Origin of the sequence: Streptomyces sp. NBC_00377, from assembly GCF_036075115.1 — a bacterium.
Taxonomy (GTDB): Bacteria; Actinomycetota; Actinomycetes; order Streptomycetales; family Streptomycetaceae; genus Streptomyces.
The window spans coordinates 8478817-8492950 of record NZ_CP107958.1; the positions used below are offsets into that span (position 1 = coordinate 8478817).

Consider the following 14134-nt stretch of genomic DNA (forward strand, 5'->3'; position numbering starts at 1 on the left):
GTCCGGCCGGCGCCGGTCAGCCGGCGGGGAACGGCACGAGCCGGGCGCCCTGGAGCTCGTCGACCGCGGCCCGGGCCGCGGCCCGCGGCGTGGGTACCGGGTCGTAGTGGCTCACCACGCTGATCCAGGTGCCGTCGGCGTTGCGCATCACGTGCAGTTCGACCCCGTCGACGTACACGGCGTAGCCGCCGCCGTGGTGATGACCGCCCCCGGCGGCGGACCGGCCCTGTATCCGGCGGCCCCGGTAGACCTCGTCGAAGGAGTCGGGGGAGGCGGGGGAGTCGTGGTGGTGGTCGGCGGCCCGGGCGGCGGGGGCGGCGACCAGCGGGGCTCCGGCGACGGCGGCCGCCGCGGTGAGCGCGCGACGACGGCTGAGTTCCGGCATACGGGACCTCCTGGGGTGTGTTGGGTTGACGACCCCGTATGCCTATCGACCTGCACGAGAAAGGGAGAAATCCCTCGCACCGGGTTGGCTGCGATCCGGACATTCACTTACATGTCGTGCAGTCTTGAACGAAGATGATCTTGTCGCTTTCGGGTGCTCGCACCGTGCGGAAGGGGCAATTCCTTTCCGTGCGTGCACCGCTTCCGGTGATCTTTCGCGCACCGCCCGGCCGGTGGTGGTGTGGCCCACGTGCGGAAAGTGGCGCGATCGGGCAGGTGGGGCGGCTCCTGGCGCCCGCCGCGCCCTGCTACCCTGCGTCGTCAATCAAACACGTCTGGTGACTCCTGGGAGTGTGCGTGAAGGTCGCCTGTGTCGGCGGCGGGCCCGCCGGCCTGTATCTCTCGATCCTGCTCAAACGGCAGAACCCGTCCCACGACATCACCGTCCACGAGCGCAACCCCGAGGGCTCGACCTACGGCTGGGGCGTCACGTACTGGCAGGGGCTCCTCGACCGACTCCGGGTCTGCGACCCCGAGTCGGCGCGCGCGATCGAGGAGGCCTCCGTCCGCTGGACGCAGGGCGTCGCCCACGTGGGGGATCTGGCGACCCGTCAGCCCGGCGACGAGGGACACGGCATCGGCCGTCACAAGCTGCTGGAGATCCTCGCCGCCCGCGCCCGCGCACTCGGCGTACGGCTGGAGTTCGAGAGCGACATCACCGCCGACGACCCCCCGGACGCCGATCTCGTCGTCGCCGGCGACGGCGTCCACAGCGTCCTGCGCACGCACCACGCGGACGAGTTCGGCGCCGCACTCACGCCGGGACGCAACTCCTACATCTGGCTCGGCACCACCAAGGTCTTCGACTCCTTCACCTTCGCGTTCGTGGAGACCGAGCACGGCTGGATCTGGTGCTACGGCTACCCCTTCAGCTCCGAGCAGAGCACCTGCGTCATCGAGTGCGCACCCGAGACCCTGACCGGGCTCGGTCTCGACCGCGCGAGCGAGGGCGACCGGCTGGCCCGCCTGGAGAAGCTGTTCGCGCACATCCTCGACGGCCACGCGCTGATCGGCCGCGCCGCCGCCGACGGCAGCACCCAGTGGCTGACCTTCCGCACCCTCACCAACCGCACCTGGTTCCACGGCAATCTCGTCCTCCTCGGCGACGCCGCCCACACCACGCACTACTCGATCGGCGCCGGTACCACCCTCGCCCTGGAGGACGCCATCGCCCTCGCCGACGCCCTGCGCGAGAGCGCGGACCTTCCGCGGGCCCTCGCCCGCTACGAGCAGGAGCGCAAGGCGGCCCTGCTGTCCCGGCAGAGCGCAGCCCGCTACAGCGCCCAGTGGTACGAGAACCTCACCCGCTACATCCACCTCCCCCCGGAGCAGATGTTCGCCCTCCTCGGGCAGCGCCACTCACCCCTGCTGCCCTATGTGCCGCCCCAGCTGTACTACCGGCTCGACCGGGCGGCCGGACGACTGGAGGCCCTGCGCCGGCTCAAGCGCTGGCTGGGGCCGAAGCTGGCGCGCGGCGCCCACGTCAGGGCACTGACCACACAGAAGTAGCCCCGGAAGGGGGCAGGGCACGGTCGGCGAAACCTTGGGTGAATGGCAATTCACTGCTACGGTGAATTGCCATTCACCCTTTTTTGTTCACCCCGTAGGCCGCTGGAGTGCCCATGGCGTCGCCCGCTCCGATACCCGCCCCGGACGGGACGGACCGCGGCCTGCGGGCCCGGCTCACCATCCCGGTCCTGGCCTACTGCGGCATTCTCATGGCGGTCATGCAGACCGTCGTCGTCCCGCTGCTGCCCGACCTGCCCCGGCTGACCGGCGCCTCGGCGGGCGCCGTCTCCTGGATGGTGACCGCCTCCCTGCTGTCCGGCGCGGTCCTCACCCCCGTCCTCGGCCGCGCCGGGGACATGTACGGCAAGCGGCGGGTGCTGCTCCTCTCGTTCGCCCTGATGGCCGCCGGCTCGGTGATCTGCGCCCTGACCTCCGACATCGGCGTGCTCATCGCGGCCCGCGCACTCCAGGGCGCCGCGTCCTCCGTCGTCCCGCTGTCCATCAGCATCCTGCGCGACGAACTGCCGCCGCAGCGCCGGGGATCCGCCGTGGCGCTGATGAGCTCCACCGTCGGCATCGGCGCCGCGCTCGGACTGCCGGCGGCAGCCGTGGTCGTGCAGTACGCGAACTGGCACGTGATGTTCTGGGTGACCGCCGCGCTGGGCGCGACCGGTGTCGCGCTCATCCGGTGGGCGGTGCCGGAATCGCCCGTGCGCGAGCCCGGCAGGTTCGACGTGACGGGGGCGCTCGGGCTCGCCGCGGGGCTGATCAGCCTGCTCCTCGCCGTGTCGCAGGGCGGCCAGTGGGGCTGGGGGAGCGCCCGGATCACGGGCCTCTTCCTCGCCGCCGCGCTCGTCCTCGGCCTGTGGTGGTGGCACCAGTTGCGCGCCGAACAGCCCCTGGTGGACCTGCGGCTGGTGTCCCGGCCGAGGGTCGGCCTGTCCCACCTCGCGGCGCTCCTGACGGGCTTCGCCTTCTACGCCAACTCCCTGGTCACCGCCCAGCTGGTGCAGGCGCCCGTGGCGAGCGGGTACGGCCTCGGCCTGTCCATCGTCCAGACGGGCCTGTGCCTGCTCCCCGGCGGCATCACCATGCTGCTGTTCTCGCCGCTCTCCGCACGCATCTCCGAGGCGCGCGGGCCGCGGATCACCCTCGCCCTGGGCGCCGCCGTCATCGCCTCCGGGTACGCCCTACGCGTCGTCGACAGCCACGAACTGTGGATGATCATGGCGGGGGCCACGGTCGTCGCCACCGGCACCACCCTCGCCTACTCCGCGCTGCCGTCGTTGATCCTGCGCGCCGTCCCGCCCGGCCAGACCGCCTCGGCGAACGGCGTCAACGTACTGATGCGCACCATCGGCCAGGCCACCTCCAGCGCCGTCGTCGCCGCCGTCCTCGTGCACCACACCAGCCTCGTCGGCGGAGCCCCGGTGCCGACCCTGCACGGATATCTGCTGGCCTTCGCCACCGCCGGCGCGGTGGCCCTCGCCGCGTGCGCGGTGGCGCTCACCATCCCCGGCGACCCCGGACCGGACGGCACACGGCGCGCCCCCGGGCGTACCCGCTCCGTGAGCGACGGGGCACTCGAGGGAGCATGAGTGCCGTGAGCACCCCACCCGACTCCTCCGCCATGAGCACCCCACCCGACTCCGCCGCGGGCGGCCCGCCGTCCCCCGCACGGCGTGACGCCGAGGCGACCAGAGCGGCGATCCTGCGCGCCGCCCGGTACCTCCTCGCCCGCCACGCGCACGCCGACATCACGCTCAAGGCCGTCGCGGAACGCGCCGGGGTGAGCGCCCCGCTGGTCCTGAAGTACTTCGGAAACAAGGACGCCCTGTTCGCCCGGGTGATGTCCTTCGAGGAGGACGCCGACGCCCTGCTGGACGCCCCGCCGGAGGAGTTGGGCCGGCACATGGTCCGGCACGTCGTGGTCAGCCAGCGCGAGCGCGGAGCCGACCCGCTGCTGCGCATCGCCTTCGCGCCCCTGCACGGCGACCACGGTGACGTCCTGCGCGCCAACTTCCGCACCCAGGTCACCGCACGGCTGGCCGCCCGCCTCACCGGCCCCGACCCGGGGCTGCGCGCCGAACTCGCCGTCGCCGCGGTGCTCGGGCTCGGCGTCATGTACGGCATCGCCCGCGGGAGCGAGCTGCGCGAGACGCCGGTCGAGCACATCGTCGACCGGTACGGGCCGGCGGTGCAGGCCCACCTGGACTCGGCCTAGGGACACGGCCCAGGGGCACGGACGCCCGCGCCGGCACGCGGCCGGACGAGGTGCGGGTGTGCGGGTGGCCGCTCGGAGCGCTCCGTTCCGCACCGCGTCACGGCGGATGACAGACTGATGCCATGGACGAGCGCGAATTCGGCAGGTCAGGTCAGCACGCATCCGTCGTCGGTCTCGGCACCTGGCAACTGGGCGCCGACTGGGGAGACGTGGACGACAAGGAGGCACTCACGGTCCTGGAGGCGGCGGCCGAGTCGGGAGTGACCTTCTTCGACACCGCCGACGTCTACGGCGACGGACGCAGCGAGCAGACCATCGCCGCTTTCCTGAGCGGCCGGCCCGACCTGCATGTGCTGGTCGCCACCAAGATGGGCCGCCGCGTCGACCAGGTCCCCGAGAACTACGTCCTGGACAACTTCCGCGCCTGGAACGACCGCTCCCGCCGCAACCTCGGCGTCGACCGCATCGACCTGGTGCAGCTGCACTGCCCGCCCACCCCCGTCTACTCCCGCGACGAGGTCTTCGACGCCCTCGACACCCTCGTCGAGGAGGAGCGCATCGCGCACTACGGCGTCAGCGTGGAGACCTCCGCCGAGGCCCTCACCGCGATCGCCCGGCCGGGCGTGGCCAGCGTGCAGATCATCCTCAACCCGTTCCGGCTCAAGCCCCTGCACGAAGTGCTCCCGGCGGCCCGCGCGGCAGGCGTCGGCATCATCGCGCGCGTCCCGCTCGCCTCCGGCCTGCTCTCCGGCAAGTACACCAAGGACACCGTCTTCCCGGAGAACGACCACCGCACCTACAACCGGCACGGCGAGTCCTTCGACCAGGGCGAGACGTTCTCCGGCGTCGACTACACCACCGGCGTCGAGGCCGCCGTCGAGTTCGCCGCCCTCGCGCCCGAGGGGTACACCCCCGCCCAGCTGGCGCTGCGCTGGATCATCCAGCAGCCCGGCGTGACCACCGTGATCCCGGGCGCCCGCTCGCCCGAGCAGGCCCGCGCCAACGCGGCCGCCGCCAGGCTCCCGGAGCTGTCGCAGGAGACCCTCGCGGCCGTCCGCGACCTCTACGACCGGCGCATCAAGGAGCAGGTCGAGGGCCGCTGGTAGACGAACCCGGCGCCGACCGGCAAAAACCGCCGCTCACGGGGTACTCGCGGTGAGGAGGGGGTCGAAGGACCACTCGGACCGGGAGGACGGTAAAGGTGACGGACACGGCGACGAGCGCCGAGCGGCGCACGGGGCGGAACGAGACCGAGGAGGAGAGAGCCGACCGGATGTGGGGGGAGCTCATCCAGGAGATCCGGGTCGCGCAGACGGGTGTGCAGATCCTCTTCGGCTTCCTGCTGACCGTCGTGTTCACCCCGCGCTACGCGGACCTTCAGGACATCGACCAGGTCATCTACATCGTGACCGTGGTCCTGGGCGCCTGCGCGACCGGAGCCCTCATAGGCCCCGTGTCCCTGCACCGCCTGGTCTCCGGACGGCGGGTGAAGCCGCAGGCGGTCATGGTGGCGTCCAGGCTGACCTTCGTCGGTCTGCTCCTGCTGCTCGCCACCATGACCTCCTCGCTGCTGCTGATCCTGCGGGTGGCCACCCACGACGCGTTCGTGCCCTGGCTCGTCGCGGGCGTGGTCTCGTGGTACGGGCTGTGCTGGTTCCTGCTGCCCCTGTGGACCCGGCGCCGCTACACCACGAACTGAGCCGGACTACCCGGCCTCGGGCGCACCGCCCCGCGCACCGCGCAGCACCGTGATGCAGCCGGCGATCGCCTGCTGGAGCTCCTCCAGTTGCTGCACCATGTCGTCCTCGTAGAACTCCTGCGCGTCGACATCGTCGAAGGTGAGCTCCTCGAAGACCTTCGTCACCCGCTGAAGGCTGCTGTAGAACTTCGTGCGCCGCTCCTGGACGCGCAGCTCGGGGTCGGCCTCGACGGTCTCCACGACCAGGGTCTTCATCGTGTCGTAGGCGTCGCTCGCCCACTCGCCGCAGTCCTCGTCGTCGTCGAGCTCGTCGAGCAGCGAGAGGTGGCGCTCCGCCTCCTGGCGCAGCTCGACGGGAGCGTCGACGGTCTGCCCGGCGGGCGTCTTGATCAGGCCCGACTCGGCGATCTGGCGCACGTACCCGATGCGGTCGGCGGAGCGGCTCTCGGTGGCGACGGCCTTTTTGAGGTCGTCGGTGCGCACGACGTCGCGGGCCAGCTCGATCTGGAGCTCCGGGTCCTCCTTGACGCGGTCCAGGAGGGCGGCGCGGGCCGCGCGGGCCGTCGAGGGATCGGCGAGGATCGCGGCGCGCAGGGCGGTGGGGTTCTCCGCGACCTCCAGCGCCTTCGTCGGGCGGATGCCCTCGGCCTCGGCGGCCTGCGCGATCGCGGTGCCGCGCTCGGAGGCGCCGCTGGAGCGGGAGACGTAGTAGGTCAGCCACACCTCGGCGTCCGGCAGCTCGACCTCCTGGCCCGGGGCCAGCTCCTCGAAGTGCGGGACGAGACCGTCGTCGGCGGCCCGGTCCCAGGCCTTGTAGTAGCGCATGACCCGCTCGGGGGAGCAGCCGGCCAGTTCGGCGAACTCCTTCGCCGGCACCTTGGGCGTCTCGCCCGCGGCCTGCCCGCCCGGCCGGACGCTGCGCGCCACCATCAGGCCGAAGGCCCACCCGCCGGTCCGCGCGTAGACCCCGAACTCGCGGGCGTCCCGGGCCACGAGGTCGGACAACGGGGCGGGGGACGTCTCCGCGGACGTCTCGATGGCCGTCTCGGGCAGGTCGATCGCCAGGGTCACTGAAGACTCTCCTCTACAGGCTGCTGGACGCAGGATCGGGCACCGCAGAAGTGCGGAACGGAAGCCTATACGCGCCCCGCGGCAGCCCCAGCAGCCCCAGCAGCCCCGGCAGCCCCGGCAGACCCGCGCGGCACAGCGGGCGGGGCCCCGCGCGGCCGTCAGGCGAAGGCGTTGCGCAGCGCGGGCAGGAGGGTCTTCTCCGACCAGTCCAGGTACGCCGGCTGGGAGTCCCCGCCGATCTGCACCAGGGCGACCTCGGTGAACCCGGCCTCGACGTAGGGACGGACGGCCTCGACGAAGTCGTCCGGGTCGTCGCCGCAGGGGATCGAGGAGGCGACGTCGTCGGGGGTCACGAACTGGGTCGCCGACTCGAAGGAGTCCGGGTGGGGCAGTTCGGAGTTCACCTTCCAGCCGTTGCCGAACCAGCGGAACTGGGCGTGTGCGCGCTTCAGCGCCGTCTCCCGGTCGGGATCGTGGCAGACCGGAAGCTGACCGACGCGCGGCTTGCCCTCGCCGCCGTTGCGGTCGAACGACTCCAGCAGGCCCGGCTTGGGCTCGGTGGCGATCACGAGGTCGCCCAGCCGGCCCGCGAGGCGGCAGGACCGCTCGCCGGAGACGGCGATGCCGATCGGCGGCGGCTCGTCGGGCAGGTCCCACAGCCGGGCCGAGTCCACGTCGTAGTGCGTGCCGTGCCGCGTCACATGCCCGCCCTCGAAGAGCGCGCGGATGATCTCCACGGCCTCCTCGAACATCTCGTGCCGCACGTCCACGGAGGGCCAGCCGCCGCCCACCACATGCTCGTTGAGGTTCTCGCCCGAGCCCAGCCCCAGCCGGAAACGCCCCTCGGACAGCAGCTGCATCGTGGCGGCCTTCTGCGCCACCACCGCCGGGTGGTAGCGGAACGTCGGACACGTCACGTACGTCATCAGCGGAATGCGCGACGTGGCCTGCGCGGCGGCGCCGAGCACGCTCCACGCGTACGGCGCGTGGCCCTGCGCGCGCAGCCAAGGGAAGTAGTGGTCCGAGGTCACCGAGAAGTCGAAGCCCGCCTCCTCGGCCCGCACCACGTGGTCGACCAGGTCCCGAGGGCCTGCCTGTTCGGTCATCATCGTGTACCCGATTTGCACCATGGGGCCCGGGTCCCCGGACTTCGGGGAGAGGAAACGGACTGTTCCCGACCGGAAAAAGCCGTCGATCACCGGCCGCCGTCCGGGGGAGGATGCGGGTATGAACGCGCGCCCGCTGCCCTCGAGCACCCCGTCCGCCCAGGGAGTCGACGCCTTGGGCGTCACGGCCTTCCTCGACGCTGTCGAGGCGGCCGGGAGCATCGAGCCGCACAGCCTGATGATCCTGCGCCACGGCAGCCTCGTGGCGTCCGGCTGGTGGGCGCCGTACGCCCCCGACCGGCCGCACCTGCTCTACTCGCTCAGCAAGAGCTTCACCTCCACGGCCGCCGGGTTCGCCGTGGACGAGGGACTGATCGGCCTGGACGACACGGTGCTCTCGTACTTCCCGGAGCTCGACGCGGACATCACCGACCCGCGCAGCCGAGCCGTACGGGTACGGGACGTGGCCGCGATGGCGAGCGGGCACGAGCAGGAGACGTTCGAACGGGCGCACGCGCTCGACCCCGGCGACCTGGTCCGGGGCTTCCTGCTGCTGCCACCGGACCGCGAACCGGGAACGGTGTTCGCGTACAACCAGCCGGCCACCTACGCGCTCGCCGCGATCGTGCGACGCGTCACCGGCGTCCCGCTCACCGACTATCTGCGGCCGCGTCTGCTCGACCCGCTCGGCATCGGAGAGTTCGCGTGGATGACCGACCGGTCCGGCCGTGAACTCGGCTTCAGCGGACTGCACGCCACCACCGACGCGATCGCCCGGCTGGGGCAGCTGTACCTGGACGAGGGCGTGTGGGAGGGCAAACGGCTGCTGTCGCCGGAGTGGGTCGCCGAGGCGACCCGCGAGCACATCGCGACGTCTGCGGCGACGGCCGGGACAGGCCCCACGGACTGGGAACGCGGCTACTGCTTCCAGTTCTGGCGCTCCCGGCACGGTTACCGCGGCGACGGTGCCTACGGGCAGTTCTGCGTCGTCCTGCCCGAGTACGACGCCGTGATCGCCATGACGGCGGCGACGAACGACATGCAGGCCGTGCTCACCCTCTGCTGGGAGCAGCTGCTGCCCGCGTTCCGGCCCGGACCGCTGACCGGGCGCGAGGAGGCCGACGCGGCCCTCGCCCGCCGGCTGGCGCACCTGGCGCTGCCGCCGGCCCCCGGCACGCCCGCGCCACCGGACCCGGGGCAGTGGTCGGGCGCCGGGTTCACCCCGTCCGGCGGCGCCGGCGCCGGCCCGCGGGGACTGACCGGCGCCGTCGTCACCGGGAGCGCCGACGGCTGGACGCTCGCACTCGTCGAGGAGCCGGACGGGCGGCGGCTGGAACTGTCCCTCGGCTCCGGCGGCTGGCAGGTGAGCGACGTGCCGTTGCCCACCGCGGTCAGTGGCGGCTGGACCGACGGCGACACGCTCACGGCGCACATCGTGTTCCTCGAGACCCCGCACCGCCTGCGGGTGACCTGTTCCCTGGCCGACCGGACCTTCGACGCCCGCTGGGACACCGAGCCGCTGCACGGCGGCTCGCTGCACCGGATGCGCGCCCCGCGCGGACCGGCCCGCTCAGGCGGCTGAACCCGGCCGGAACGTCCGCAGGAAGGTGTCCAGGGCCTCACGGTCGGCCTTCTTGTCCCAGTCCGCGGCGGGTGTCGTCCAGCGCAGCGAGAAACTGCGGTGCCCGCCGAGGAGGAGACCGCGGCCGAACGTGCGCACCTGCGCGCCGTCGACGTCCATCAGCCACTCCATGTCGGCGGCCTTGTAGCCCTGGTAGGTCACCGCCTTGATGTCGCCGAGGCGCCGGAAACCCTCGGTCTTCTTCAGACCGGGCTCGACGTCCTCGCGCCAGACGGCCACCGGGTCCGGCCCGGCCTTCTCGCTGTAGGTCACCGCGAGGGTGCGCGGATCACCGGGCGCCCCGAAGGTGACGCGGTACGCCCGGTCGTCGCGCGCGGTCTCCAGCGGCTTCCACCCCTTGGGGAGCGCGACCGAGAAACCCTCGGGGGAGCGGTACACGCGGTAGCCCTCCGGGAGGGCGTCGGCGGTGGCGGGCGCCGAGGGCGAGGACGACGGGGACGTGCTCGGCGAGGGCGGCGGGCTGCTCGGCGCGGTCGGGGCGGGTGCCGGAGCCGCCGGGTCTCTTTCGTCCGCGTCCTCGCCCGGGGTCGCGGCGGACGCGGAGGGCCGGGCCTGCGCGTCGCCGCCCGCGGTTTCTTCGGTGCCGGGCAGCTGATGGGTCACGGCGAGGGCGGCGACCGCCACGGTGACGACCGCCAGGGCCGTCCCGGCCGCCATGGCCCGGCCGCTCCACCGCGGGCCGACATGGCGGGCGGCGGCGCAGGCCCGCTTCAGCCTGGGGGGCTGCATGACGGCGTGCGGGTCCTCGTCCAGCACCCGGGTGAGGGACTGGCGCACGACCGTCCTGGTCAGCCGCTCCCGGGAGTCCTTGCGCAGCAGCCCCTGCACGGTCGGGGTGAGCGAACCGGCCCGCAGCGGGGTGCGCAGCGGCAGCCGGTCCACCCCCTTGAGCGTGCTCTCGGGGCGGTCCCGGTCCCGGTACGGCGGCCGTCCCTCGACCATCGTGTACAGGATGGCGCCGAGCGCCCACAGATCGGCCGCCGGGCCGATGCGCTCGTCCCTGGCCTGTTCGGGAGAGGCGTAGGCGGGGGCCGCCACCCGCGGGGCAAGGGTCGCGCCCGCCAGCCCGAAGCCGGTGAGGACAAGAGGGCCCCGGGCCCGTACGAAGATCTGGCCGGGGCTCAGCTCGCCGTGCGTGATGCCCTCACCGTGCGCGACCTCGAGCACGTCGAGCAGTTGCAGTCCGATCGTGGCGGCCCTGGCCGGGCTGAACGCCCCCTTCTGTGCGAGGAGCTGTCCCAGCGGCAGCCCGTCGATCCACTCGGTGACGGTCCACAGGGAACCGGCCTCCTCCACGGCGTCGACGACCGCGGCGATCCGGCCGGGACACAGCCGCGCCATCGTCTCCGACATGCGCAGGACCCGGTCGGAGGCCTGCCGGGCCTTCTCCTCGCCCTGGTCGGGAGGCAGTCCGATTCTGGTGACCAGACACGGCCGGGCGGCCCCGGTGTCCTCGACGTACTCGCCGTACCAGCTGACGCGGTTCGTCTCCCGGTGGACGACGTCGAGCAGCCGGTACCTCCCGGCGACCAACTCGTGGGCGGAGACGTGCGTCTTGGCCATGGTCATCCTTCGCTGAACCGCTGGTACTCACCTTGCCCATGGGTACGACCGGTGCGAGGGGGTGCGTTCAATGCGAGCGCAACTCCGGAGTGATTTCTGTCTTTTATTCAAAAGAGCGGCGGACGGACCGAGTGTATGTGCGAGAAAAAGGAATTGACGCGACTCGTCCCAGGGGCCGTCCGGCGGTGTAACCAGCGGTAAACGGCACGGCCGGAACTCACTCGAGGATCCCGGGAACGGTCTTCCGGGCCGTACTGCATTCCTGCTCGCGGGCGTTCCCCGCGCTTTTTCCCGTCCCGGCGGAGTCGCCCCGGCGCAGCCCGAACCGTTCGGTCCACGCCATCATGTCCGCGGGGGTCGCGTTGCCTCCGCAGACCACCAGTCCCAGCCGCGCGCCGTCCCCGACCCGCTCCACGACCTGCCTGGCCGCGGGCAGCAGACAGCCGGCCGCCGGTTCGGTCCACACCTTGGCGTGCTCGGCCAGGTCGAGACAGCCCCGCACCGCCTCCCGGTCGGGGACCACGAGCACCTCGGTGACCAGGGCGCGGACATGGTCGTACGTCAACCGCGAGACGCTGGGCGCGCTGAGGGTGGAGACCATCGACGACAGGGCCACCGGCACCGGCCCGCCGGCCGCCAGCGCCTGTGACATGGCCTGCGCGCCCTCGGTCTCCACACCCCAGACCCGCACCTGCGGACGGCGTGCGCGCAGGGCCGCGGCGACGCCGGCGATCAGGCCGCCGCCCCCGATGCTGACCAGTACGTCGGTCAACTCACCGGCGTCGGCGGCGAACTCCAGGCCGACCGTGCCCTGCCCGGCGACGACCAGCGGATCGTCGAAGGGGTGCACCAGGGTCGAGCCCCCGTCCCGCACATGCTCCGCCAGCGCGAACGCATCCTCCATCGTGTCGGTCAGCCGCACCGATGCGCCGGCCGCCTCCGCGAGCCCGACACTACGGGCGGGCGCCGACCGCGGCATCACGACCGTGGCCTTCACGTCGAGCGCGGCAGCCATCACCGCGAGCGCGATCCCGTGGTTCCCGCCGCTCACCGCCACGACCCCGGCCGCCCGCTCGGACTCGCTCAGCGACAGCAGCTTCGCCGTCGCCCCGCGCACCTTGAACGAGCCGGTGCGCTGGAGGAGTTCCAGCTTCGCCGTCACGGGAACACCGAGCAGCGCCGACAGGCCCGGGCTGGGCACCGTGGGTGTCCGGACGACGTGTCCGGCGATCCGCTCGGCCGCGGCTTCGATGTCCGGGATGCCGATCAAGTCGGTCAAGGCAGTCACCCTTCGGCGCGGCGGAGGCGGGCGGCCCGCGCCTCGGTCTGTCGTTCTCCCGGCACCCTCACCCGGCGCCGTCGCGCCGGTCAAGCCGCCTTCGCGATCACGGCGGCAGCGTCAGAGGTTCCGGCGCATCGCGAAGTCGGCCAGGCAGCGCAGGTCGCGGACCGCGCCTGCGGCCAGCGGCGCCTCCGCCAGCGCCGACTCGGCGGCGGCGACCTGCCGGGCCGCCTCGGCGAGCGCGGCGGCCCGGCCCCCGGCCGCCTCGGCCAGCGCAGCCGCCTCGTCCGGGGCTCCGTCGTGCTCCAGCAGCGCCGCCAGCCGGCGCGCGGCGGGAGTGGGCGAGTCCAGCGCGGCCAGGACGGGGAAGGTCTTCTTCCCCTCGCGCAGATCGCCGTGGACGGGCTTGCCGGTGACCGAGGGGTCGCCCCAGATGCCCAGCACGTCGTCGACCACCTGGAACGCGACCCCCAGATGCCGCCCCGCCCGGTCCAGGGCGGCCGCCGCGGCCGGCGACCCGCCGCCCAGGACGGCCCCCAGCGCGGCCGCACAGCCCAGCAGCGCACCTGTCTTGCCCTCGGCCATCGCCCGGTAGGCGTCCGGCCGCACCCGGTCCGGTCCCGACCAGGGCCGCCCCGCGAACAGCAGATCGTCGGCCTGCCCGCGGACGAGGTCGCCGAGAGCCACGGACAGCAGGCGCACGGCGTCGGAGCCGGCCGGGGGCGGCTGGAGCGCGAGGGTCTCCACCGCCAGGGCGAACAGGGCGTCCCCCGCGAGGACCGCCGGGCCCGTGCCGTACGCCTTCCACACCGTGGCACGCCCGCGACGGGTCGGATCGCCGTCCATGATGTCGTCGTGGAGCAGGGAGAAGGCGTGCACCAGCTCCACCGAAACCGCCGCGGGCACCCCGGCCCCTGCGGGCGCGCCGGCCGCCTCGGCGCCGAGGACCGCGAGCGCCTGCCGCAGGCCCTTGCCCGCTGAGCCCGCCGCGGGCACGCCGCCCACCCCGCACCAGCCGAAGGAGTAGCCGGCCATCTCGCCCACCCACGGGTGCGTCCGCCCGACGGCCTCCCTGAGCGCGGGGCCGGTCAGCGCCCGGCAGCGGGCGAGGATCCGGGGCGCGTGCGGCACGTGCGGGTCCGTCGCGGCGGCGTCCCGCACCGGCGCACCGAGAGCCGTCACCGGGCGGCCGTCGTGCGCGCTGCGGACGCGGTCGTGGTCCTCGCCGTCGCCGACGCAGGCGGTATCGACGCGGGCGCCGCTGCCGCTGCCGCTGCCGAGGGAGCCGCTGTCGCCGCCGGTGCCGACGGGACCGGCTCCGACGGGGTCGTTGCCGAGGGGCCCGCTCCTGACGGGGTCGTTGCTGGGGGAGCCGCTGCCGCCGCAGGTGCCGACGGGACCGGTGCCGACGGGACCGGCTCTGACGGGGTCGTTGCGGAGGGGCCCGCTCCTGACGGGGTCGTTGCTGGGGGAGCCGCTGCCGCCGCAGGTGCCGACGGGACCGGTGCCGACGGGACCGGCTCCGACGGGGTCGTTGCCGAGGGGCCCGCTCCTGACGTGACCGTTGCTGGGGGAGCCGCTGGTGCCGCGGTCG

Annotated in this window: 11 protein-coding genes and 1 pseudogene; 6 read left to right on the forward strand and 6 right to left on the reverse strand. The window is 73.2% G+C overall.

The window, feature by feature from the left end:
- Nucleotides 1–16: 16 nt before the first annotated feature.
- A complete protein-coding gene (gene melC1 / locus OHS71_RS37700; RefSeq protein ID WP_328483812.1) occupies nt 17–385 on the reverse strand; it encodes an apotyrosinase chaperone MelC1 in 369 nt (122 codons plus the stop codon).
- Nucleotides 386–735: 350 nt separating this feature from the next.
- On the opposite strand from melC1, the gene OHS71_RS37705 reads away from it, so the two are divergent.
- The 5 genes from OHS71_RS37705 to OHS71_RS37725 all read left to right on the forward strand — a co-directional run bounded on the left by OHS71_RS37705 (nt 736) and on the right by OHS71_RS37725 (nt 5876).
- A complete protein-coding gene (locus OHS71_RS37705) occupies nt 736–1953 on the forward strand; it encodes an FAD-dependent monooxygenase (protein ID WP_328483813.1) in 1218 nt (405 codons plus the stop codon).
- 113 nt (nt 1954–2066) lie between these two features.
- Nucleotides 2067–3551 carry an MFS transporter gene (locus tag OHS71_RS37710; RefSeq protein WP_328483814.1) on the forward strand — a complete coding sequence of 495 codons (1485 nt, stop codon included), beginning with the start codon at nt 2067–2069 and terminating at the stop codon, nt 3549–3551.
- Nucleotides 3548–4177: a TetR/AcrR family transcriptional regulator gene (locus tag OHS71_RS37715; protein ID WP_328483815.1), complete on the forward strand. Its 630-nt coding sequence runs from the start codon at nt 3548–3550 to the stop codon at nt 4175–4177. Before OHS71_RS37710 ends, OHS71_RS37715 begins: the two co-directional genes overlap by 4 nt.
- A 122-nt stretch (nt 4178–4299) precedes the next feature.
- Entirely contained in the window at nt 4300–5283 is a 984-nt protein-coding gene (locus OHS71_RS37720; RefSeq protein ID WP_328483816.1) for an aldo/keto reductase, read from the forward strand.
- A gap of 167 nt (nt 5284–5450) precedes the next feature.
- On the forward strand, nt 5451–5876 hold the full coding sequence (locus tag OHS71_RS37725; protein WP_328484771.1) for a DUF6328 family protein: 426 nt from the start codon (nt 5451–5453) through the stop codon (nt 5874–5876).
- A 6-nt stretch (nt 5877–5882) separates the two neighbouring features.
- On the opposite strand, the gene OHS71_RS37730 is transcribed toward OHS71_RS37725, so the two are convergent.
- Nucleotides 5883–6947: a hypothetical protein gene (locus OHS71_RS37730; protein WP_328483817.1), complete on the reverse strand. Its 1065-nt coding sequence runs from the start codon at nt 6945–6947 to the stop codon at nt 5883–5885.
- Between the two features lie 158 nt (nt 6948–7105).
- Nucleotides 7106–8077 (reverse strand): LLM class F420-dependent oxidoreductase, encoded by a 972-nt coding sequence (locus OHS71_RS37735; RefSeq protein WP_328483818.1) that lies wholly within the window; start codon nt 8075–8077, stop codon nt 7106–7108.
- Nucleotides 8078–8174: 97 nt separating this feature from the next.
- Here OHS71_RS37735 and OHS71_RS37740 point away from each other — a divergent pair, with 97 nt between their 5' ends.
- Nucleotides 8175–9635: a serine hydrolase domain-containing protein gene (locus tag OHS71_RS37740; RefSeq protein ID WP_328483819.1), complete on the forward strand. Its 1461-nt coding sequence runs from the start codon at nt 8175–8177 to the stop codon at nt 9633–9635.
- On the opposite strand, the gene OHS71_RS37745 is transcribed toward OHS71_RS37740, so the two are convergent.
- The 3 genes and pseudogenes from OHS71_RS37745 to OHS71_RS37755 all read right to left on the reverse strand — a co-directional run bounded on the left by OHS71_RS37745 (nt 9624) and on the right by OHS71_RS37755 (nt 13722).
- Nucleotides 9624–11264 (reverse strand): serine/threonine protein kinase, encoded by a 1641-nt coding sequence (locus tag OHS71_RS37745; protein WP_328483820.1) that lies wholly within the window; start codon nt 11262–11264, stop codon nt 9624–9626. The two genes, OHS71_RS37740 and OHS71_RS37745, sit on opposite strands and share 12 nt — an antisense overlap.
- Before the next feature lie 307 nt (nt 11265–11571).
- A pseudogene (locus OHS71_RS37750) lies at nt 11572–12528 on the reverse strand (threonine/serine dehydratase); the annotation flags it as partial.
- Between the two features lie 129 nt (nt 12529–12657).
- The gene (locus OHS71_RS37755) at nt 12658–13722 is read right to left on the reverse strand and encodes a polyprenyl synthetase family protein (RefSeq protein ID WP_443047129.1); all 1065 of its coding nucleotides are present in this window, start codon (nt 13720–13722) and stop codon (nt 12658–12660) included.
- Between the last annotated feature and the right edge of the window lie 412 nt (nt 13723–14134).

Bases quoted from the DNA above. Each gene is read 5' to 3' on its own strand.
- melC1 (WP_328483812.1), bottom strand. From the start codon at position 385: ATGCCGGAACTCAGCCGTCGTCGCGCGCTCACCGCGGCGGCCGCCGTC.
- OHS71_RS37740 (WP_328483819.1), top strand. From the start codon at position 8,175: ATGAACGCGCGCCCGCTGCCCTCGAGCACCCCGTCCGCCCAGGGAGTC.
- OHS71_RS37715 (WP_328483815.1), top strand. From the start codon at position 3,548: ATGAGTGCCGTGAGCACCCCACCCGACTCCTCCGCCATGAGCACCCCA.
- OHS71_RS37735 (WP_328483818.1), bottom strand. From the start codon at position 8,077: ATGGTGCAAATCGGGTACACGATGATGACCGAACAGGCAGGCCCTCGG.
- OHS71_RS37725 (WP_328484771.1), top strand. From the start codon at position 5,451: ATGTGGGGGGAGCTCATCCAGGAGATCCGGGTCGCGCAGACGGGTGTG.
- OHS71_RS37745 (WP_328483820.1), bottom strand. From the start codon at position 11,264: ATGACCATGGCCAAGACGCACGTCTCCGCCCACGAGTTGGTCGCCGGG.
- OHS71_RS37710 (WP_328483814.1), top strand. From the start codon at position 2,067: ATGGCGTCGCCCGCTCCGATACCCGCCCCGGACGGGACGGACCGCGGC.
- OHS71_RS37720 (WP_328483816.1), top strand. From the start codon at position 4,300: ATGGACGAGCGCGAATTCGGCAGGTCAGGTCAGCACGCATCCGTCGTC.